This window comes from Actinotignum timonense, from assembly GCF_002860685.3.
GTDB classification, from domain to species: Bacteria; Actinomycetota; Actinomycetes; order Actinomycetales; family Actinomycetaceae; genus Actinotignum; species Actinotignum timonense.
Map to the genome: position 1 here is coordinate 279,873 of NZ_CP136960.1, position 21,067 is coordinate 300,939.

The 21,067-nt window shown below is 52.3% G+C and carries 16 protein-coding genes; 3 read left to right on the plus strand and 13 right to left on the minus strand.

Annotation, left to right across the window (positions count from 1 at the left end; all coding sequences use genetic code 11):
- Window positions 1-11 precede the first annotated feature (11 nt).
- From CYJ17_RS01175 to CYJ17_RS01200, 6 genes are all read right to left on the minus strand, one after another.
- The gene (locus CYJ17_RS01175) at window positions 12-734 is read right to left on the minus strand and encodes a sugar O-acetyltransferase (RefSeq protein WP_219619188.1); all 723 of its coding nucleotides are present in this window, start codon (window positions 732-734) and stop codon (window positions 12-14) included.
- Between the two features lie 255 nt (window positions 735-989).
- Window positions 990-2,273: an MFS transporter gene (locus tag CYJ17_RS01180; RefSeq protein WP_087069734.1), complete on the minus strand. Its 1,284-nt coding sequence runs from the start codon at window positions 2,271-2,273 to the stop codon at window positions 990-992.
- Between the two features lies 1 nt (window position 2,274).
- Window positions 2,275-4,458 carry a glycoside hydrolase family 3 protein gene (locus tag CYJ17_RS01185; RefSeq protein ID WP_087069735.1) on the minus strand — a complete coding sequence of 728 codons (2,184 nt, stop codon included), beginning with the start codon at window positions 4,456-4,458 and terminating at the stop codon, window positions 2,275-2,277.
- A gap of 181 nt (window positions 4,459-4,639) precedes the next feature.
- A complete protein-coding gene (xylA, locus tag CYJ17_RS01190; RefSeq protein ID WP_087069736.1) occupies window positions 4,640-5,806 on the minus strand; it encodes a xylose isomerase in 1,167 nt (388 codons plus the stop codon).
- 154 nt (window positions 5,807-5,960) lie between these two features.
- Window positions 5,961-7,145 (minus strand): ROK family protein, encoded by a 1,185-nt coding sequence (locus CYJ17_RS01195; protein WP_087069737.1) that lies wholly within the window; start codon window positions 7,143-7,145, stop codon window positions 5,961-5,963.
- A 161-nt stretch (window positions 7,146-7,306) separates the two neighbouring features.
- Window positions 7,307-8,575, minus strand: a complete 1,269-nt coding sequence (locus CYJ17_RS01200; protein ID WP_087069738.1) for an AGE family epimerase/isomerase — start codon at window positions 8,573-8,575, stop codon at window positions 7,307-7,309.
- Window positions 8,576-8,740: 165 nt separating this feature from the next.
- Here CYJ17_RS01200 and xylB (CYJ17_RS01205) point away from each other — a divergent pair, with 165 nt between their 5' ends.
- Window positions 8,741-10,207 (plus strand): xylulokinase, encoded by a 1,467-nt coding sequence (gene xylB, locus CYJ17_RS01205; protein WP_087069739.1) that lies wholly within the window; start codon window positions 8,741-8,743, stop codon window positions 10,205-10,207.
- 59 nt (window positions 10,208-10,266) lie between these two features.
- Window positions 10,267-11,343 (plus strand): aldose 1-epimerase, encoded by a 1,077-nt coding sequence (locus CYJ17_RS01210; protein WP_087069740.1) that lies wholly within the window; start codon window positions 10,267-10,269, stop codon window positions 11,341-11,343.
- Here the strand turns inward: CYJ17_RS01210 and CYJ17_RS01215 are convergent.
- The 7 genes from CYJ17_RS01215 to CYJ17_RS01245 all read right to left on the minus strand — a co-directional run bounded on the left by CYJ17_RS01215 (window position 11,340) and on the right by CYJ17_RS01245 (window position 19,529).
- Window positions 11,340-12,065, minus strand: coding sequence for a transaldolase family protein (locus tag CYJ17_RS01215; RefSeq protein WP_087069741.1), 726 nt, complete (start codon window positions 12,063-12,065; stop codon window positions 11,340-11,342). The genes CYJ17_RS01210 and CYJ17_RS01215 overlap by 4 nt on opposite strands.
- Before the next feature lie 20 nt (window positions 12,066-12,085).
- Window positions 12,086-13,588, minus strand: a complete 1,503-nt coding sequence (xylB, locus tag CYJ17_RS01220; RefSeq protein WP_087069742.1) for a xylulokinase — start codon at window positions 13,586-13,588, stop codon at window positions 12,086-12,088.
- A complete protein-coding gene (locus CYJ17_RS01225; protein WP_087069743.1) occupies window positions 13,585-14,208 on the minus strand; it encodes a KpsF/GutQ family sugar-phosphate isomerase in 624 nt (207 codons plus the stop codon). Before CYJ17_RS01225 ends, xylB (CYJ17_RS01220) begins: the two co-directional genes overlap by 4 nt.
- 76 nt (window positions 14,209-14,284) lie before the next feature.
- Entirely contained in the window at window positions 14,285-15,835 is a 1,551-nt protein-coding gene (locus CYJ17_RS01230; RefSeq protein ID WP_087069744.1) for a sugar ABC transporter ATP-binding protein, read from the minus strand.
- Between the two features lie 3 nt (window positions 15,836-15,838).
- Window positions 15,839-16,849, minus strand: coding sequence for a substrate-binding domain-containing protein (locus CYJ17_RS01235; RefSeq protein ID WP_016442278.1), 1,011 nt, complete (start codon window positions 16,847-16,849; stop codon window positions 15,839-15,841).
- 19 nt (window positions 16,850-16,868) lie between these two features.
- Window positions 16,869-17,963, minus strand: a complete 1,095-nt coding sequence (locus tag CYJ17_RS01240) for an ABC transporter permease (RefSeq protein ID WP_087069745.1) — start codon at window positions 17,961-17,963, stop codon at window positions 16,869-16,871.
- 90 nt (window positions 17,964-18,053) lie between these two features.
- On the minus strand, window positions 18,054-19,529 hold the full coding sequence (locus CYJ17_RS01245) for a xylulokinase (protein ID WP_087069746.1): 1,476 nt from the start codon (window positions 19,527-19,529) through the stop codon (window positions 18,054-18,056).
- Window positions 19,530-19,706: 177 nt separating this feature from the next.
- On the opposite strand from CYJ17_RS01245, the gene CYJ17_RS01250 reads away from it, so the two are divergent.
- A complete protein-coding gene (locus tag CYJ17_RS01250; protein WP_087069747.1) occupies window positions 19,707-20,957 on the plus strand; it encodes an ROK family transcriptional regulator in 1,251 nt (416 codons plus the stop codon).
- Window positions 20,958-21,067: the final 110 nt, after the last annotated feature.

Sequence of the window (21,067 nt, forward strand, 5' to 3'; positions counted from 1 at the left end):
CACGCCGGTGCCTACTCCGAAAGCGGCTCCTCGCCCACTTCCGCTCGGTAGTCGGCGAGGAGCGCTGCCGCGAAGGCGGCGTCGTCGGAATTAATGAAACGGAGCACGCGGGCCGGAACCCCGCCGACGACGCTCCCCGGCGGGACGTCGCGCAGCACCACGGCGCCGGCGCCCACCACGGAATTTTCGCCGATGGTCACGCCGCCGGCGATGGAGGCGCCCATGCCGATCCAGACGTTATTTTCGATGGTGATGGGGCGGCCGTATTCGAGGCGCGTGGCGCGCAGAGCTGGGTCGATGGGATGCGAGGCGCAGGAGAGGGTGACGAGCGGGGCGATGAGCACCCCGGCGCCGATGCGCACCGGGCACAGGTCCAGAATCACCGCACCGGTATTAATAAAAGAACCCTCCCCCAGGCTGATATTTACCCCGTAATCGCAGGTGAAGGGGCGCACGATCTGCGCGCCGGCCCCGAAACTACCGAGGAGTTCGCGCAGGATGTGGCTCGCGCGCGGGCTGCCCCAGGCGGCGTCGGCGTTGAATTCTTCCAGCAGCGCGATGGCGCGTTCGCGCACCCGCGCCTGGGTGGGACCCCAACGGTAGAGCCGGCCTTCCACCATGCGCCGCCATTGCACGTCTGTTTCTTCGCCCGGAAGCGGGCAGCGGGAGCGTTCGGGCAGCTCAGCGACGTGCGGGCGGGCGATATGGCGCGGGTTGCGAGGAGTTTCTGGCATTTTTCTTCCTTAATTTGATGCGCGGCGGTAGCAACGGTGCGCAGTGGTAGCGACGGTCGAAAAGTAGTACGACGACGCCCGTGCGGGGCGAGTAGTGACCTACCCGCCCCGCACGACCCCAGAGGAGTGCAATTCCGGAGATTGGGAACCCCAGCCTGCATCACGAGCCAAGCCCATTAGCCTTGGCACGCTGTTTTACGCTCAACGTGAGCAGTCCGATGGCATCCCGTAATGGGCTTACCTCGACGAGCCTCCTTACTTGGTGGACTTGATCATGGCAATAGCTACGCATCCCACCATCGCGAGAACAATACTCGCCGGGAAAATCGCATGGTAGCCAGCGATACCGATGACAGCAGAGGCAATCAGTGGGCCGATAATCTGCGATCCGCTTTGCGCGAGATTCAGAATTCCTAGATCTTTCGCGGCAGTCTCTGGGTTCGGAAGAACTTCCAAATTCAGCGCCTGATCAACGGCATTGAATGCGCCGTTACCGATACCAGCTCCGACAATTGCGTAGGCAATCATTGCCCACGGATATGGGAAAATCCACGGGAAAACTAAACCGATAGCAATTAGGAATGCCGACACAATTACGGGCATCTTCCGGACAGCAAGCTTGTCGGAAAGCGGACCAATAATGGCCGCAACGATTACACCCACCACCATCAGACATAGAGACATGATCGTAATAGTCGATTGTGTTGTACTGTCGTCCGCACCAATGTAATCGGTGAAGATGTACAGCTGATAACCCGTAATCGCAAATCCAGCCGCCAAGATAAACAAGCGCCCAAATAGTGCCAGGTAGAAATCCCGACAATGCTTGGTTGGGAACATGAAATTCGTAAGGAATGTCTCCTTATTGAAGTTCTTCTTCGGCATGCTTGCGCTAGACGGCTCCCGAATAATCGTTGCGGAGATCGGCGCCGCACAGAACACTAGAACTGCCATGACGATGTATCCCATTCGCAGATCCTTAAGGAACTGCGCTCCAATGAGCTGACCCGAAGCCATGCCCACCGTAAAACCGATGGCATACATTGCCGAAATTGTTCCGCGGAATTTAGGAGCAACCCGATCAGCAATTGTTGCTAGCAGCGGCGCGACAAGCGAATTCAAGAAGACCTGATAGACACACCAATTGAGAATCAGAAGTGGTACTGACGGCGAGTAGTACACAAGCATTGTCGCCGCGGCAGTACCGACTGATCCCACCCATAACCAAGGCGTTCGTTTACCGAACCTTGATCTAGTCAAGTCGGAAAAAGCCCCGATAATGATATTGGCGAGGGTTGCCGTCACCATCGCAAATGTTGCGAGGGTCGCGACAACCACTTCCTTTTGATCAGGTGCAATCTCGACAACCTTGGCAGGAAGTAAAAGAGCATTGATCCCCAAGTACGGGACGATCCAGAGGAGCGCGCCGATCGTGACGCCAACGCCGACTCGGTAAGGTGGCTTGGTTTGCCCACTAAAGGGATCTTTTGCATGCTCTGATACTGCGGCAGGATCCGCACGATTCTCTTTCCGTTCCATTTCAGTTCCTTTCGGGAATCTCGACGGAGAGAGCCAAAGCGTCTGGGGCACCGCGATATTGCGCAGCCTCGAGTACTACCCCGGTTGGGAGTGGGTCGAACTCCGCTGACTGTTCGTTCCACTCACACAGTGGCCACAGATCGATATCTATTGTCGTCGTCACCGATTCACCGGGAGCGAGCAATACCGAAGTGAATCCCAGCAACTCGCGCACACCACCGGAAACAGAACCGTAAATCTGGGCTACTCCATGAGCTAGTCGGTACCCATCGTTACCGATAGTTACACGAACCTTACCCGTAGTTTCGCTTGCGCTAACAAGCTCGAAGTCGCTCAACGAGAAAGTGGTGTACGTTATGCCCCATCCGAGCGGGAAGAGCGGTTCCTCACCTATCTCATCGAGGAGCCTCGACCCGAACTTATCGTCATAAGTAATAGCCGTAGCGTTAATATCAAGAGGCGCAGTATGCTCCTGCTTCTTCGGCATTACATAGGGAAGACGTCCGCCCGGAGCGCGCTCACCAGAGAGTACAGCTCCCAGCGCGTTACCGCCTTCTTGTCCCGAATACCACGCGAGCATGACAGCCGGAACTGAATCAATCCAATCGGTCATAATAACGGCGCCTGCCGTCACCACGGAGACTACAACCTTTTCGTTCAGATCCACGACCCGGCGTATAAGGTCGGTGTCTCCCTCCGGAAGCGCAAGGCTAACGCGATCACCACCAGCTGTCGCGCCGCCAACAACAGATTGGCCTTCGGCACCACTCTTGGCGAAAGCTTCCGCAATACGCTTCTCTTCTTCCGTCACGGGTTCGGGATACAGCTTAAGAAGGTCATCACGCTGCATTACGGTACCATCAACAAACTCGCCCTCTTCTAGCGCTGTATACCCAACAACCGCGATTACTAAATCAGCGGTTCTTACCTGAGAGTCAAACTCGTCAGAGTCCATGTCAGCCAATACAACATTTGCAGCGGGGAAACTCCTCTTAATACCCTCGTAGGGTGTAACCACGTACGGAGCATCTACCTTCGAGGAACCGTTATCACCGGTGTTGGCAAGGTCTGCAAGTCTTCCAACAACCAGGATAGTGCCAGAGAAGTCTCGCGAGACCGGCAGCAACCGCGCACCATCAATCGAATCATTCTTCAATAAAGTCATCGACTGTGCGGCCGCATCAAAAGCCAGTTTTGCGTGTTCGGGGGAGGCAATCACTTCCTTCGAAGGCACCTCGCCTAGATTTGCGTAGTGCTTCAGAACAGTACGGATAATCCGAATTCCAGCACGCTTTACCGCTTCCCAGCTTGTTTCACCATTTGCAATCCGCTCAAGCATCCCGTCTTTACGCTGTTGAGCAAAGGGCGCTTCAATATCAAGTCCTGCCTCCAGAGCCTTCGCCGGATCACGCATGCCCCAGACAAAATCGGTGATGACAAAACCTTCAAAGCCCCAGATATCACGGAGGATTTCGGTAAGCATCTTCCGATTCTGACCACCCCATTCGCCGTTTACAGAGTTGTAGCAGGACATAACTGACGCAACTCCGGATTTGATAATCTTTCGGAAGTGCGGCAGATAATGCTTATGCAGGTCCTTGTCAGAACACGTTACGTCTACAGAGAAGCGCGCATTTTCCATGGAATTCAACGCATAGTGCTTAACACACGCCATCGCATTCTTCTGGATACCCTTGGCAAACGCCGAGCCCATATTGCCGAGGATCACCGGCTCTTCCGAATAGGTTTCTTGGGCGCGTCCCCAGGCTGGGTTCCGTGGAAGATTGACACACACCCCACCAAAGAAGTTTCCACTGTTGGCTCGAACCTCTTCTCCGATGGCTTCACCAACTCGTTCTTCCAAGTTGGTATCCCAAGTAGCTCCGCGAGCCATCGAAACTGGGAAGGCCGTCGCAGTTCCAACAGCGCATCCACGCGGACCATCGATGAACCGGATGCCCGGGAATCCGATCCTCTCTACGGCACCCATAACAAATGGTTGCGCGTTGTAGCCAACATCGGGCCCCATCATCGCATCGATACCTTGCCAGAACGGCACACTGCCCTGCAGTAAGGCGATACGTTCATCTTCCGTTAGTGCATCGTAAATATCATGCGCGACCGCGTTTGCGGACCCACCATTCTTTACATCGGATACATAATCGCTAAATTGCTTAGCCTTCACGATTCTCACTCCTTTGTGAATTGGACGATTAGGTATTTCTTGTTATCCAGTTATGTCTTCTAATTAGTGGCCAACAATGGCCCGCGTCGCTCTCGCGTCCTCGCGAGGGTTTCCGTACAAGACCGGTTCCGCAGTACTTCAAAAACAGGAACCTCCTTTCTTCGACTGCGGACACCGGCGATTAGCCAATAAGGTGGCGCATGGCCTGCTGGTAGAGCTCAACGTAGTGGTATTCGCGCGCGGCCAAAGCTGCGACGTCGTACTTCTCCGCCCGTACATCATCCAGGCTCTCACCTTCGGCCACGGTCGGTTCAGCCAGTTCGGGAACCGAGGCAGCTTCCATGATTTCCTGAGTGCGCGGGTCGGCGCGGAAGGCCTTCGCCTTCTCCGCGAGCATGAGGTACATTTCCATATTCGCGGCCGCGGATTCCCACACACCTTCGAGGCCTTCGGTACGCGAGGGCTTGTAATCGAAGTGGATGGGGCCTTCGTAGCGCGGGCCGCCATTGGAGAAGCCGTTGACCAGCAGGTCCACCGTGAAGAAGGCGGAAGCCAGATCGCCGTGACCGAAGCACTTGTCCTGGTCGTAGCGCGGGCCGGCCTGGCCGTTAAGGTCGATATGGAAGAGCTTGCCAGCGTTGAGGGCCTGGGCCAGCCCGTGGGTGTAGTTGAGGCCGGCCATCTGCTCGTGCCCGGTTTCCGGGTTGAGGCCAACGATATCGCCATTATCCAGCTCAGCAATAATGCCGAGGGCGTGGCCGATGGTGGGCAGGAAGATATCACCGCGCGGTTCGTTCGGCTTGGGTTCCAGGCCGATCTTGAGATCGTAGCCCTTTTCCTTAATGTAGCCGGCTACCGTATCCAGGCCTTCCTTGTAGCGCTCGAAAGCGGCGTTGAGGTCCTTGGAAGAATCGTATTCGGTGCCTTCGCGCCCGCCCCACATCACGAAGGTGGTGGCGCCGACTTCCGCGGCCAGATCCACATTACGCAGGATCTTCTGGAGGCCGAAGCGCCGGATTGAGCGGTCGTTATTGGTGAAGCCGCCGTCCTTGAAGATGGGATGGGAGAAGGTGTTCGTGGTGACCATTTCGATGGTCAGGCCGTTGGCATCGGCCGCTTCCTTGACCTTGCCCACCCGCTCGGCACGCTCGGCATCGCTGGCGTCAAAAGCGAAAACGTCATTGTCATGGAAAGTGATACCCCAAGCGCCCAGCTCGGCGAGCTTTTCCGTGTAGACCCACGGATCCAGCGCCGGGCGGGAATCCCCGCCGAAGGGATCGGTTCCGGTCCACCCCACGGTCCACAGACCGAAGGAGAACTTATCTTCTTTTGCAGGCTTTCTCATCATTCCTCCTTGCGTAGCCGAACTCCTTTGTTCTACCTCTAAACTAAGGGCGCGAAAACCGTGCGTCAAGGGGGTGGAAATCAAGATATTTTGATTTGGCTCAAAACAAAGCGTAAGTCAAACTTATTGTGAGCCGATTCACACATAGCTTCTGTGGCTAGACGCCAGGGAAACCGCTTAAATCCTCTATCAAATCATTAAAAATCCATAGACAAGCGCCTATTGCCGCCGATATCTCACCCTTTCGATTCACAATGAGTTCAATATCTTTCCAATGCGACGAAAGCACACGGTACTTCAATTCAGCTTTAAGAATCGTCTCAAAACATGGATATAAATCTACGAAAGTCCCGCCAAAGAAAACCGTGTCCAGATCAAGAAGATTTAGCGTATTCGCGAGCGCTAGGCCTAGGGCGAGAGCTCCAGCGTCCATCGCATCCCGAGCAGTTTCACTTCCCTCTCGGAAAAGCTCAATTAGCTTCGACAGTTCGGTGCCCTCAGGAAGACCTGCATTTCGCACTAATCCCGATTCGCCAACATACTGTTCTAAACAACCATTAGAACCGCAGTTGCATTTCGGTCCTGATCGGTCGACACAAACATGCCCAAACTCTCCAGCCCAGCCATGAGAGCCACCCAGACGCCGACCCTTTTCGTACACCGCAGCACCAACACCGACCTCACCGGAAACATAAAGGAAATCCCTATAGTTTGATACTTTTCCGGGAGCTGAATGGAGAACAGAGTACCCCGCAGCATCAGCCTCGTTAAAAAGACGAAATCCCCCAAAACATCCCAGTTGGGCAAAAGATAGTTCTTTCATCTGAACGCCCGTCCAGCCCAGGTTTGGGGCAGTCAATACCGTCGCACCATCATCGGCAATCAAGCCCGGAACGCAAAGCCCTGCACCGAGAACTCTGACAGCTTTGGGTTGCTTCCATTGCCCGTAAATCTTCTCAAGTTCTTTCAAGGCACCACTTGGACCTAAGTGACGTGTGCTCATTTTTTTGATTTGCGAGTAGAGGAGTTTTCCGGAGAGGTCCATCACAGCAACAGACAAATAAGCCACATTGACCTCGCAACCAACGACAGCATGCCGCGATGTACGAGGCACAAGGGGAGATGCGGGACGCCCGATTGCTGATTTTACCGGTGGCAGTTCGCTAATAATGTCGCAGTCTAGGAGTGAGTCTACTAAGCGAGAAACCGTGGCGCGCGTAAGACCGGTGGAAGCTGCAACATCGGCACGTGATGGGGGGACTTTACTGGAGAGGATCGTCTTTAGGACAAGTTTAGTGTTATCCATCCGGAGCGAGGTGGGCGTTTTGCCACTTTTCCCCATCAGCTACCCTCCCGTGTCGTTTTGACAAACTACTAGACAGCATAAACCGCCTGGCGGTTTTTTACGATCACCCCATTCCTAGCTAACAGCCGAGGCTCTACCGCGTCCGAGCCATTCTTCGTACGGTTCGTCTCCTTTCGCGTTTCACAGCAATACAACAATCACCTTTTATTATTTTCACGGCAACTACGAGCCCACGAGGCAATCCCTTGTTTCGACGACATGAACGGGTAAAGGGTCGCCTGATAAGCATGATAGAGGTCCGGTTGTCCTGGCCACGTGTAAGTTACAGGAGCGTTGCTTCTATCAACTTCATGGAACCAACCACCACCAGGTTTGTCTACGATTGCCGAATCAATCCAACGCCAAATACGTTCGTACAGCTTAGATAGTCCAGCATCCGGGCTCTCCTCGTACAGGAAGCGAGTAGCGCCAGCCCCTTCGGCGGGTGGCCACCAGAATTTTTCCGTAACCACAGGGGACCCATCCCAATCAACGGTGTAAACAAATCCTCCCTCTCGGGTCCACCCATCTTCGAATGCTCCCTTCACAAGGTTTTTCGCCGCTGCGAGCATCCAATCCTGCTCAATTCCTGCACCACGAATTTGCATAAGCAGTTTCGCCCACTCCAGCCAGTGTCCAGGTTGCGATCCGTAAGGACGGAACGCATGTCGCGGATCGTCACGGTTGTAGTCACGCAACGGATGCCACTCTTCATCGAAGTGCTCTGGGATGCGCCAACTTCCTTGTTCGCTAGATACGGCCTGACCCACCGTATTCTCCGCAATACGACTAGCACGTTTGAGGAATTCCTTATCGTTTGTAGCCTCATATGCAGCTAGAAAAGCTTCAGTCAGATGCATATTTGCATTTTGGCCCCGATAGGTATCAAGGTCTGTAAATGTCCGATCATAGGCTTCGACGCAGCGCCCCTCGTCATCAAGCCAGTATTTCGTATCGATTAAGTCGATGGATTCTTCGAGTAGTTTTACCGCACCGGGGATGCCCGCAAGAGTTGCCGAGGCTGCAGCAAGCATAATATGGGCCTGACCGTAGAGCTCTTTCCGATCCGATGGGGTATTACCTCCCACGGTGGCATACCACCCACCATATTCGCGATCCTTGCCCGGCCCATCTAAGTAAAAACGCACACCTTGTTCAGCCAGTTTTTCCGCACCTTGCCGACCGAGCATTGTGGCGACCGCGAAACTGTGGATCATTCGCGCCCCGAGATACAGTTCAGCACCCCGTTCAGGCATAGGATTGCCATCTCGATCCAGATAAGCGAACCCCAGATCCGATGACTGCCACACCCGCGGCTGGAAATGATCCAAAAGCCTCTCGCGCTCACATAAAAGGTACTCCTGGTGGGTTACATCAGAAAACGCTGGAGTTTCAGACGAATTTAACTGAGATGAGAAAACAGGCATCGTGTCGACTTCCTTGTCCCTAACGACATTGACGCCTCTATTGTATTCCACTCGAGCCTCTGTCGGGCAAAAGACAAAAACATTAGTTCCCGGCGGCAACAAACACTGATAGACTATTTCTTAGTTAAAGCTAACGTCACCCACAGAATAGTCAAAGGAGACATAGTGGCACTTGTAGCGGGTGTAGATTCTTCTACTCAGTCAACAAAAGTTCTCATTGTCAACACAGATAACGGCGCAGTTGTTCGGATGGGCACTTGTCCTCATCCTTCAGGAACCGAAGTAGATCCTAACGAATGGCTTACAGCTTTGAGAACAGCTATCCAAAAAGCTGGTGGAATAAGCGACGTATCTTCCATTTCCATCGCCGGCCAACAGCATGGCCTAGTCGCATTGGATGCGAACGGCGATGTTATTCGGCCCGCGCTTCTCTGGAATGACACGCGTTCCGGGCCAGGTGCTGCCGCGCTTGTTGATGAGTTGGGGCCCGAATTTTGGGCAAAAGCGACCGGTTCCGTTCCCGTCGCTTCCTTGACGGTCTCCAAACTCCGTTTTCTCGCCGATAGCGAGCCTCACAATGCCGCTCGGATCAAGGCGATATGCCTACCTCACGACTGGTTAACATGGAAATTATCTGGGTCAACAAGGCTATCTGAGCTTACAACTGACCGCAGCGATGCATCTGGGACAGGATATGTAGACTGCCTAACTGACGAATACCGCTATGATATCCTCGCGCATGCTCTACACATCACCACCGAAAAAGCTAAGGATATAATTCTTCCCCGAATTGTTCCCTATAACCAAAGCGTTGGAACTGTCGCACAGGAATGGATAACCGACAAACCTTCCAGTCAACAAATTCTAATTGGCCCCGGAATGGGTGATAACGCCGGATCGGCATTTGGTCTTAACCTTCAAACTAACCAGGCATCAATCTCCATCGGAACCTCCGGCGTTATCGCGACGATTTCCGACACCCCTATTCAAGATCCGCGTTTCGGTGTTACCGGGTTTTCAGATACCACAGACAAATGGCTACCGCTTGCCTGCACCCTCAATGGTGCCCTCATCCAGGACTACTTCCGCAAGATCCTAAACGTGAGCTTTGAAGAGTTAGGCACCCTTGCCGAACGAGCACAACCGGGAGCCCAAGGCATTACCTTGGTTCCTTATTTCCAAGGAGAAAGAACACCCAATCTGCCTTACGCAACCGCGCATATCGCGGGGCTCACCTCTCATAATTTCACACGTGAAAACCTCGCCCGTGCGGCCTACGAGGGTCTTGCTTGCCTAATGCGCGGGGCGCTCGAAGCTCTTCGCGGCGGAGGAATATCAGTCAATGATGCCATGCTTATCGGCGGAGGCGCACAATCAGAAACGCTCAACCAGATTCTTGCGGATGTTCTCGAAATTCCTATTAGCGTTCCGCGAACTTCCGAATACGTCGCTAGGGGTGCAGCGCGGCAAGCCGCCGTGGTTGCGGGTATTCCTGAGAATACTAACTCCTGGTCCCCGGACATTACCCAAACATACAAGCCGCGAGAGAATAAAAGCGTCTGGGAACGCTATAGAGCCGTCTCCGAGTCAATTCGTAAAAGCTACCCGACCTTTCGTCCTGAATCAGCCTGACTGTAAATCGCAATAGCGACCGTACTACTTCATCATTTATCAATCGGAGAACGCGGGACATGATTCTTTCTTACGATCGCACTTCCACACGCGGACAGGTTACGTTAAAAGTATCTACAATCGGCGCCACCCTTCTCAGCTATCAAATAGCTGGGACCGAGTTTATAGACGGTTATCTCAGCGAAGATGAGTTGCAAACACAAGATGGTTTCAGATCTGCCGTGTTGGCGCCCTGGTCAGATCGACTTTGTGACGGAAGATATTCTTCCGCTATCTACAAGGACGACGGTGTAGGTGACCGTCCACGCATTGATGAGAGCCCCGGCCCGTTCGCTGCCGATCACATTTTCTCGGCAAAAAACCCGAAGTATGAACCTGGCATTCACGGTCTTGTTTACGACAAAGATTTCAAGGTTGTCGAGAACAGCTCCGAAGCTCTTAGGTTAGAGCTTCATCTGGAATCCGAACCTGGATACCCCTTTGAACTACTAATCTCCGTAAGTTTCGAGATAACACCCGATGGAGACCTCGTCACACGAATAAGCGCGCAGAATCAATCTCTTATCGCCTGCCCAATCTTTATCGGTTGGCATCCATATTTTCTTCTTGACGGCCCTCTAGGGCAAGCCGACCTACGCATATATGGATCTTCAGTAGTGAAAACCGACGACGACCTCATTCCCCTTCCAGGAAACGCTGCATTTAAACCGATACAAAGTCCCGCGCCTGGGAAAGTCTCGACCTATGCGGACGTGGGGTACACCCACCTGAAAAACCTCCAAGATATTGAGCACTGCAATCCCCCTACAGGTGCGATTACATTGCTTGACGGCAAAGATTCGAGGGATTTTTCAGGTTATGCCCATCTGAACACCGGGAACCGCTCAATTCACATGTACGTGAATTTTGGAGCCGATCTTCCGTTGCGCACTTTCCATGTGTTCACCGGTCATAACCTCAAGCGAAATCCTCTTACTTCAATTGCCATCGAACCATGTCAGGCTATCGTTAATGCCTTCAACCGGAATGATGTCGGAAATAAACTTGTACAACCAGGAGATAGCAGGCAAATGCGTACTCTCATCCAAGCCAGGATCGAAGGATCGTCTTCTACAACCGACCCGATGTGCAGTTAAATTCTTCCGCCGTCACGCTCAAATGTGGTCAGTGCTTCAATTGAGAGTGGATTATTTACCAGCATCTCGGCTACTGAGAGCGAGATCGTAACATCATCTGCACCAGCTGCAAACGCCGCTGATACATCTTCAAGTTTCCGAAGTGACGCCGCGAGGATACGAGTTTTTGTATCAGATATAATCCGAGCCATACGTTTGAGCTCCAATTCCGGATCTTTGCCAATGTCACGCATTCTGCAAAAATACGGAGCAAGTCCCCACAACCCTAATTCTCCAGCAATAGCAGCCTGTGTAGAGTCATAAACCGCCGTAAGCAGCACTTCATATCCTTCGTTGGTCACTTTAGCCGCAACAGATAGCCCCTCAAGCGTCGCCGGAATTTTAACCACAACGTCATCGCCTAGACTTAGAATTTGACGAGCAGACTCCTCAATCTCACTCTCAGTACACCCTGCGGTTTGGAAGAATAATCGATCAAAACCAAATTCTTGGAGAGTGCGATAAAGCTCTGGGATATCCTGCTGGCGCAACCCCTGCCGCGCCAAAATGGTAGGGTTCGATGTCACTCCAGAAAAAACTCCTGTTGATGCATACTTACGCATCTGCGCGCAATCGGCACTATCAAAATAGATCGCCATTTTATCTCTCTCATTCGTGATTGCTATCCGGACCGTTTTGACGTATCGGCAAAGAACACTCGTATCATAGTGAGCCACGCTCATTCAGAGACGTTACCTTTTCTTCAAAGACAATTAGCTTTTCTACTAGCTACCATATCGAGATAACGCGAGAATCTGTCGCTTCGCCCGCGCTCGGCTTTCGGCGTAAATGTAGATGAAATCGTAGGTCGAACCCGGGCCCGAACGGCGTTAATCGAATCACCCGTCATCACCGCCAACGCCTGGACACACGCGCCCCTAGCAGTTGCTTCTGTCAATTCTAGACGGGAGACCGGCTCACCCATAAAGTCTGCCAATAACTGACAGTAGACATCCGACTTTGCACCTCCACCCACAGCAACATTTACACCGTTGATACCCGAACCTAGAGCCCGTATTTTTCTTGATCCGGCATACAAACCCATTACAACGCCCTCGAAGGCAGCGAAGGCTAGATCCTCGCGTGTCGTACCGTTTGTTAGCCCCTCAAGCAATCCGGTTGCGTTCGGTATCGACGGAGAACGTTCACCATCAAAAAATGGAACCAGCAGTGGCGTATTACAAGAAACGCTCATCGATTCCGCCAGGTTGCCTAGCTCCTGAACGGATACTCCTAGCCATTTCGCCACCGTATCCGTCACTTTCGTCGAGTTGAGCGTGCACGTTAATGGCAACCAACCACCTGTGGCATTACAAACTCCGTCAACATCGCCAGAATAATCGCGAACCGGTGTAGGAGATGAACTAAAAGTGACTCCCGATGTGCCAATTGAAAAACACATATCGCCGTCGTCGAGACCTATGCCGACCGCACCAAGATGCTGGTCGCCACCCCCAACCGCCACAATGACGTCAGAGGCAAGTCCTAGGTCTACGGCCGCTTCAGGAGATATTGAGCCTACAGCCTCCGACGGTTCGAGAACTTCGGGGAAAACATCATGCCAAGATCGGGAAGGAATCCCCTTCCCTTCCTTCCCAAACGCGTTGCTTATAACGTCAGACACCAAGTCGAAGAGATAGACGTTTCTCAAACCATCGAAATAACCAGTCCCAGAGGCCTCGCTCCGGTCTGTCACAAATTGACCAGTTAAGCGATAGGTTAGGTAATCATGCGGAAGCAAGATTTTAGAAATCCGCTCCAACGTATCTACTTCATGACGCGCGAGCCAGAGTAACTTTGAAACCGTATGTGCAGCATTCGGAACGAAACCAACTTTTTCTACCCAGAATTCTTTACCATACGTTTCAACGAGCATCTCTGCTTCAAGTGCAGAGGTCGTGTCATTCCACAGTTTCGCCGGTCTAATGACTGTGCATTCTCGATCTAAAGGCACAAGTCCATGACACTGACCTGCAACTGAGATAGCTCGAATCTTGCACACTTCAAGACCACGCGCATGGAGGAGGCCCATCCCTTTTACTAGAGAGTCCCACCAGGTCTCCGGATTCTGTTCCGACACTGGTGGCTGAGTAGCCGGTAGCGGATTTGACACGCAATCAACTACGTGAAACGTCTCCACATCCCGCACTTCTAAGGTTACGGATTGGGTTGAACAGTCAATCCCAAGGACAAAGGACACTTTCATCGATCCAATCTGTTGAGCTCTTCAGGTGCCGTCTGCATTTTTCCAACTGCGCCCGCCGGATGAATTTCAAGCGTTTCTTTCCACGATCTCTTACGTAAACGCATAAGCACATAAGCCAACGCATCACCCCACACCCCGGAAACCAGCGTTGATCCCATGGCGATAACGTTGCCCGGATCCGCTTGATCGGGCGTGTGTAAAAGGACAGTTACGTCAGCCAGTCCAGCAAGTTCCGAAGACTCGTTCTCAGTCAACGCTACAATTTTCGTTCCCTTTTCTCGCAAAATCGAGCAGAGCTGATTAAGCTCGTCGGATCCGCCTCCTTTAGAAATCGCAAAAACAACATCGTCTTTGGTGATAGCCCCCATGGTGCCGTGGAGACAGTCCATCGGGTGAAGGAAAACCGCTGGCGTACCAGATACGGATAAAAGATGAGCCATTCGGCGACCGGCATGTCCAGAAGTTCCCGCTCCGGTAACTATAACTTTTCCTGTCATACGCAAACATAAGTCTGCCACCTCTATAAAAGAGTTGTTCAGTAACTGCGCTACTCCAGCAACTGCCCTAGCTTCCCGTTCAATTTGTTGACATGCAGCTTCCAAAACAGCCTGGTTTTTCATGTTTTATTCTTCCCTAAGTGAAGGTGGGGTGCGAGGGCCACGGTTGAGCAGCCTCACACCCCACTATCTTTTGAACCTATTCAGAAATCTCTTGCCACGCCATCTCACGGAGCCGCGTAACGTTTAGATCTCCCGCAGGAACTCCCGATTGGACAACTCGGCCATGCGCGAAAACAGTCACATCATCGCAAAGCTCAAGAATCTCTTCTTCCTCGGACGATACGACCATGACAGCAAGACCCTCTTCATGCGCGAGTTCCCGGACGATTCTATGAATTTCAGCTTTGACACCAATATCCACGCCCTTTGTTGGTTCGTCTAGCATCAGAATCTGCGAGTCTTCCATTATGACTCGAGCTAGGAGGACTTTCTGCTGGTTACCCCCAGAAAGCGACTCTATCGACGCCTCGACATTACCTCGCACCTTTAAAGCGTCAAACTGTTGTTTCGACGCCTTCCGTGCCTTCCTGCGGTCAAGGAATCCAGGTTTAGAGTACCGGTCTGTAATTGGGAGTGTGGCATTTCGATAGCTATTTAACTGAGGAACAATCCCATCAAGTTTCCTTTCCTCTGTGAGATAAGAAAACCCAGCTTTCTGCGCGCTTTTCGGGTTCTTAGGCTTATACGGGTCCCCATTAACCGTAAATTCACCCGACTCATATTCGTCAGCCCCGTAAATACAACGCATGGCCTCGGTCCGCCCAGATCCGATTAACCCGTAGAACCCATGGACTCGACCCGGATAAACATCGAACGACACACCTTTATGGGCTGCTGAACGCAGATTCCGAACAGAAAGTGCAGGTACGCCTTCCGGCACCTTCCCTTGCCGTTCACGAACAGTAGCGCTAGTTTCAACGGACACATCTGTGCCCGCATTCACTTCACCGGCGATCGCGGTTACAACCTCTGCATGCGAAACCTCGTCCGCCCTTCCCGAAATCCTTACCTTACCGTCAACGAGAGCAACGATTTTATCGGCCACGGCGTACAGCTCATCAAGTTTGTGGTTGACGAGTACAATCCCGATACCTTCTTTTTTAGAAAGATCACGCACCCACTCCAGGAAACTCTCTACCTGATCACCTTCGAGCGACGTTGTTGGCTCATCCAGGAGCAAATAGCGCGTGTTTCGAGTTGTAGCAATAGCAATCTCCATCAGTTGCCGAGTCGCAACGGGGTAGCTCCCTACCTTACGATCAACGTCAACATCAATTCCGTATTTCTCCATAAGAGACCTGGCGGATTTTCGCATAGCTGACCGGTCGAGGTTAGGGCCTTTTCTAACTTCTCTCCCTAAGAACGTATTCTCGGTCACCGAGAGATTAGGAAGAAGGGAAAGCTCCTGGTAAACAGTAGCTACCCCGTGTGAAAGGGCATCTGAAGGGGAAGCGAAGGTTACTTTCTCCCCGTCCACTTCAAGGTAACCATCATCATTACGGTATGCACCTGAAAGTACTTTAAGCAGAGTCGATTTTCCCGCTCCGTTATGCCCGACGAGCCCCACGACTTCGCCAGGGTGAACCGTTAAAGAAACACCGGAGAGAGCGGGTGTACCCGCAAAAAGCTTCCAAATATCGACCGCCTTGAGGGACCGCTTACTCCCCGGCGTTTCCAACGTTGTCATCTTTTACCCCAATTCTCCTTCACCAGGGGTTTGGCCCTTCTCGAACTGCTTAAGCGACTGCAATAGCTCACTCTCAACAGACTTACCTTGCTTATATTCTGCGATTTGTTGCACCAGGATGCGTCCGTACTCTTCAGGCTCCTGGGCGACGCAACCGGGGTAAGCATCAGTGAGGGTTTCACCCGCGGCACAGAAACCGTAGACCTTAATGTCCTTACCAGATGCCTGGACAGCCTGCAGTGCGCCATACGCGGCAGGCCCAGTCGACGCGAAAATTACGTTAATGTCAGGGTTACCCTGAATCATCGCAGATGTAACATTGAGTGAATCATCTGGTTTAACATTGCCGTCGACTTCCGCAACGTCCTTGGCATTCGGGTTGCTCTTCATCTTTTCCCGGAAGCCAAGATCGCGCTGAACCACAGGCAATTCATCCGGTTCAGTAACGTACCCAATGTTCAGCTTTGCGTCGGCACCAAAATCGGCAAGAACCTTCTCTGCCATCTGGACGCCACCCTCATGGTTGTTGGCGCCCACATACTGCACGACACTCGCACCTTGGGCGTTTAATGCATCAGGATCGACAATAATATTCACAGTGAACACCGGCACCCCTGCATCATTAGCTGCCTTGACGATTGCAGCCGCGGGTTCGGACTTCACTGGGTTAAGCGCCAAAGCACAGGGATTCTTCTGCAACATAGCCTGAGCTTGAGCAAGCTGGTTTGCATCGTCGTCATTGGCAATCTGGACTTCAACATTGAACCCCTTCGCCTTGCCTTCTTCTTCAAATCCTCGCTTCATTGCGACGTAGTACGGATTCTGCTGGTTAGGAAGCAACACTGCGAGGTATGGATTCTCAGCGTTACAAGCTTCAGGAATCTGAACGCTTGCCTTACCGGTTTCGCCAGTGCCACCACTATTTTCACCGGTTCCGGTATCGACTCCCCCGCAGGCTCCCATTGTCGCGGCAAGAGCTGTCGCACCAATAGCTGCAAAGAGCTTCTTTTTCATGTTTTTCTCCTCTGTTTTCCTAGACCTCGTTGTCTCGGTCATCGGTTTGGATACTTTTCTTCCCACCGGTCACTCCAGCAGGTTGTTTTTGTGAATGACTAATTTCGGAATTGGTCGTATCCGCAGATGCATGCGATGCCACCGACGTAGCTTGCTGCTTCTTGCGGAACAGCTTCGAAAGGGACAGTTGCTGGCGATTAGTATCGAGAAGAACACCAACGAGAATAATTACGCCAATGACAAGCGGCTGCCAATAAGAATCCACTCCAATAACGTTCATTCCATTGGAAACTTCTGCGATCAAAATGGCACCAAGGAACGCGCCGAGAAGGGTACCGACACCACCGAAAAGCGAAACGCCACCAACAACTGCCGAAGCGATTGAGTAGAACTGCTCAGTACCCGATCCGGCTGTCGGATATCCGACCATAAGGCGCGACGTAACAATGATTCCCCCGAACCCAGAACAAATACCGGAGATTACGTACACCAGAATAATGATCTTTCCATTATTAACACCGGCAAGACGGGCCGTTTCTTTGTTGCCGCCAACCGCGTAAATATGGAGACCCGTTTTTGTCCTGTGCAAGAACCAAGCGAGAATAACCGCAGCAATAAGCACTAAAACCACCGGAATAGGGATGCCGAAAATACTCCCTCGGCCGAAGAATGCGAACATTGGATCAGCGACAGTTACTGACCGGGCTTGCGTCAGGATCTTCGGAATTGAAGCGGAAATACCAAAGGTCGCAAACGTGACGATGAATGCTGGCATTTTCCCAAAATGAATAAAAACGCCGTTGAACACGCCAACGAGAGCTCCAGTCACAATGGCCAGCAATGCGGCAAGCCACCAGGGGAGACCTCCCTGCATAGCCAGCGCTGCAATCATTCCAGTCAACGCGATATTGGACCCTACAGAAAGGTCAATACCACCAGTTAGGAGAACGAATGTCTGCCCCATCGCAAGGAAAAGCACGACCGTCCCATTGAGCAGGAGAACCTGCATGTTATTCATCGTGAGGAATGCTGGAGAGAGCAGCGCCATAATGGCACCCACTATCAGCACAACACCAAAGATTCCCGCCTCCTGCGGTACGCGGAATTTTTTCATTACATGCTCCTTTGCATGACTTCGCTTTTACAGATCGAGAGACCGGATGCCTACTGCCAAAACTTTCCCGGATCTATTGAAGATAGACAGTCATCTGACCGTTGCAAGATATTTTTCTGCAACCTCCTCAAATCTCTCGATAATAAAAGAGTCGTGTTTCGCTTGGTACTGAGACCGGAGACGTGGAGTCCATGCCGGAGGATCGTCTCCTCCCATATAAGTCCATGCCGCCTGTCGTGCTGCGCCATCGGCTGAGTAAGCTGAATACTCAGGAACACTCACAGGTAAACCGAGCACTGATGCGGCTATCCGGCGCATAGCTGGCGTACGCGACGCCCCACCTACCAGTGTTATACCGGTAACCTCCACACCAAGCCGTCGAAATGCGGAAAGACCTCGAGCTACACTCGCTACGATTCCTTCATATGCCGCACGCGCGAGATTCGGCGCCGTGAGGTTTCGCGATGACACTCCCAAAACCGCTCCCATTCCTTCCGGAAGCCGCGGATTTCGCTCTCCTGCGAAATATGGAATCACCACAAGGCCTTCCGCCCCAGGCGCGGCATTAAGTGCGGCACGTGAGAGTTCCTCTAGCGTCATTCCAAGTAGAAGTGCAACATCATCGAGAACACGGCTCGCATTAAGCATTCCGACTAAAGGAAGATAACGTCCAGTCGCATCCGCAAAACCAGTAACCTGACCAGTCCTGTCCTTAATCGGACTGTCCGAAACCAAGGAAGTAACACCAGAAGTTCCGATAGAAACACACACCTCACCGGGAGGTAAATCCAGCCCCAGCGCCGTGGCTGCGTTGTCAGCGCATCCGGGACCCAAAACGATTGCCTCGCCTTTAGATTTCAGTTCTCCTACAGATTCTGCTTTTCCAACAACACGTGGCAAAACGAGTCTCTTAGATAATTCACTTCTTGCCGCCAAGTCAATTAGGTCGTTGCGGTACTCGTTCTTTTCCGCGCAGTAGTAACCGGTACCCGAAGCCTCCGAGCGGTCTGTAACGAGTTCCCGAATATCCCGCTTTTTCTCTAGGCCGTCTCGGGAGCCATCAGCACCCATAAGTTGCCACGTGAGCCAATCATGAGGCAAGGCAATGGCACATAACTGTTTGAATAGCTGAGGCTCATGATCAACGAACCACCTCAGCTTCGAAACTGTCAACGACGAAACTGGCACGCTTCCGACGCTGTCAGCCCACAGCTTACGTCCCTCAGAAACATCACCTCGGCCTAATTCTCGAATCAGATCTTCGGCATCTTCCTTGGAGCGATTATCGTTCCAAAGAATCGCTTGACGCAGGACATTCCCGTCAGCACCTAGACCAACGAAACCATGCTGTTGTCCGGCAACAGACATCGCCACTACATCATCTAATCCACCAGCAAGTTCGACCGCTGAACGATACGCCTCCATCCATGTCCGCGGATTGGTCTCTGTCTTAGTGCGGAAAGATGCAGTTGCGCCGCGAACCAGCTCACCCGTTTCCAGATCACGAATTACTACGTGGCAGGAACGTGTAGACAAGTCAATACCAGCGACATTGCTCTTTTTCATTGCACCTCCAACCCCAGCGTTAGATTTTGTTGCTGTTTGCAATATACCCGTCCAGTTGCATTAAATGCAACAATGCGCACGTCGGCACTTCTGTGTCACGCGCCACAAGCTCGGCTGATAGCGTCCTCTATCATTAAGTGGTGATCAACCCTTTCGGAACATCTACGGAGACTTGCTGTGCGAAAAGCTGCTGAGACCTCTCACGGTGCTGTCCGCAACCAAAATTTAGCTTCTTTAGCAAGCCGGATTATCTTCACCAATTCAGCCCCATCAAGGGCGGATCTAGCCCGCTCAACCGGATTGAATCGGTCCACTATTTCACGACTAGTTGACGAGCTTGTTAACCGTGATATCGTACGGGAAAACGAAGTTGAAGTCTCTGGCCCTGGCAGGCCCGGGGCACCCTTAACGCCAGCTCCAAGAACATACTGCGCCCTCGGGATCAATGTTTCCGCTGAAGCGGTAGAGGCATCTCTAATAGATCTGACGGGAAACGTGCTGATCGAACGACTAATTGACATGCCCCCAGACTCAACCTCTCAAACCCTCGATGATATTGCCGCAATTCTGCGATCCGTATCAACGCAATGCAACGTTGCCGGACTCTCGCTCAAGGAAGTTGTAATCACGTTTCCTGGAATCGTAGATCCAGCCACCTCCACCGTAGTAAATTCCACCCCCCTTGGTTGGATAAACGTCGAATTATCTCGAATTGTCGAGGGAATAATTGATTGCAATATCGTCATTTCCAATTCCACAACAGCGGGAGCGAGCGCAGAAACGGTCTATCTTCACCGTAATGACGAACAGCTTGATAATTTTCTTTACGTCAACCTCGATTCAGGCATCGGCGCCGTACATATATTGGACGGAGCACTTTCACCCGATAGCACCGGCTGGAGTGGGTCTTTAGGTCACATCTACGTTTCGGATCAAGCACGCATTTGCACCTGCGGACAAAACGGCTGTCTTGAGGCATTTGCTACCAGATCTGCAATTGTTGCAGCCAGCAACCTACCGACTGAAACAACGATTGGAACCCTTGTTTCCTTGCTTAAGCGAAACGAAATCCCTGTTACCAAAGTGGTCAAGGAAGTAGCTACCCTAATCGGCCGGGCAGCTGCTAGCGCAATTAATTTGATCCACTCCCCTACTTTGATTTTTGGCGGGCAACTCGCCGATATTTACGATTTCTTGCTCCCTAATATCCAAAAGGAAATTAGTTCCCGCGTGATTTGGAGTGGTCAGGCTCCTTTGGATATTCGGGCTACCCTCGCTCGGGGAGCACCTCTTTCCCGCGGCGCTGCCTGGTTAGCAATCGCCAATTTCTTAGGAAGGCCCGAAACCTGGGATAGGGAGCACACGGACCACGACAATCCGGTAGATGCCTCTTCACTGCCGGAAATCCAGTTAAAGATCGACACATAATCCATTTACTGAGTACGCGCCAAGGCCCGCCTACCAGGCCTTGGCGCGTACCCTGGAGAACGTGGGAAGCTAAAGGAGGCGCCCGCAGCTGCGGCGTCGTCGTACCCGGT

Excerpts from the sequence above, each read along its gene's own strand:
- CYJ17_RS01240 (WP_087069745.1), bottom strand. The coding sequence starts at position 17,963 with ATGAAAAAATTCCGCGTACCGCAGGAGGCGGGAATCTTTGGTGTTGTG.
- CYJ17_RS01230 (WP_087069744.1), bottom strand. The coding sequence starts at position 15,835 with ATGACAACGTTGGAAACGCCGGGGAGTAAGCGGTCCCTCAAGGCGGTC.
- CYJ17_RS01200 (WP_087069738.1), bottom strand. The coding sequence starts at position 8,575 with ATGCCTGTTTTCTCATCTCAGTTAAATTCGTCTGAAACTCCAGCGTTT.
- CYJ17_RS01180 (WP_087069734.1), bottom strand. The coding sequence starts at position 2,273 with ATGGAACGGAAAGAGAATCGTGCGGATCCTGCCGCAGTATCAGAGCAT.
- xylB (WP_087069742.1), bottom strand. The coding sequence starts at position 13,588 with ATGAAAGTGTCCTTTGTCCTTGGGATTGACTGTTCAACCCAATCCGTA.
- CYJ17_RS01195 (WP_087069737.1), bottom strand. The coding sequence starts at position 7,145 with ATGGGGAAAAGTGGCAAAACGCCCACCTCGCTCCGGATGGATAACACT.
- CYJ17_RS01245 (WP_087069746.1), bottom strand. The coding sequence starts at position 19,529 with ATGAAAAAGAGCAATGTCGCTGGTATTGACTTGTCTACACGTTCCTGC.
- CYJ17_RS01225 (WP_087069743.1), bottom strand. The coding sequence starts at position 14,208 with ATGAAAAACCAGGCTGTTTTGGAAGCTGCATGTCAACAAATTGAACGG.
- xylA (WP_087069736.1), bottom strand. The coding sequence starts at position 5,806 with ATGATGAGAAAGCCTGCAAAAGAAGATAAGTTCTCCTTCGGTCTGTGG.
- CYJ17_RS01210 (WP_087069740.1), top strand. The coding sequence starts at position 10,267 with ATGATTCTTTCTTACGATCGCACTTCCACACGCGGACAGGTTACGTTA.
- CYJ17_RS01175 (WP_219619188.1), bottom strand. The coding sequence starts at position 734 with ATGCCAGAAACTCCTCGCAACCCGCGCCATATCGCCCGCCCGCACGTC.
- CYJ17_RS01215 (WP_087069741.1), bottom strand. The coding sequence starts at position 12,065 with ATGAGCGTGGCTCACTATGATACGAGTGTTCTTTGCCGATACGTCAAA.
- CYJ17_RS01235 (WP_016442278.1), bottom strand. The coding sequence starts at position 16,849 with ATGAAAAAGAAGCTCTTTGCAGCTATTGGTGCGACAGCTCTTGCCGCG.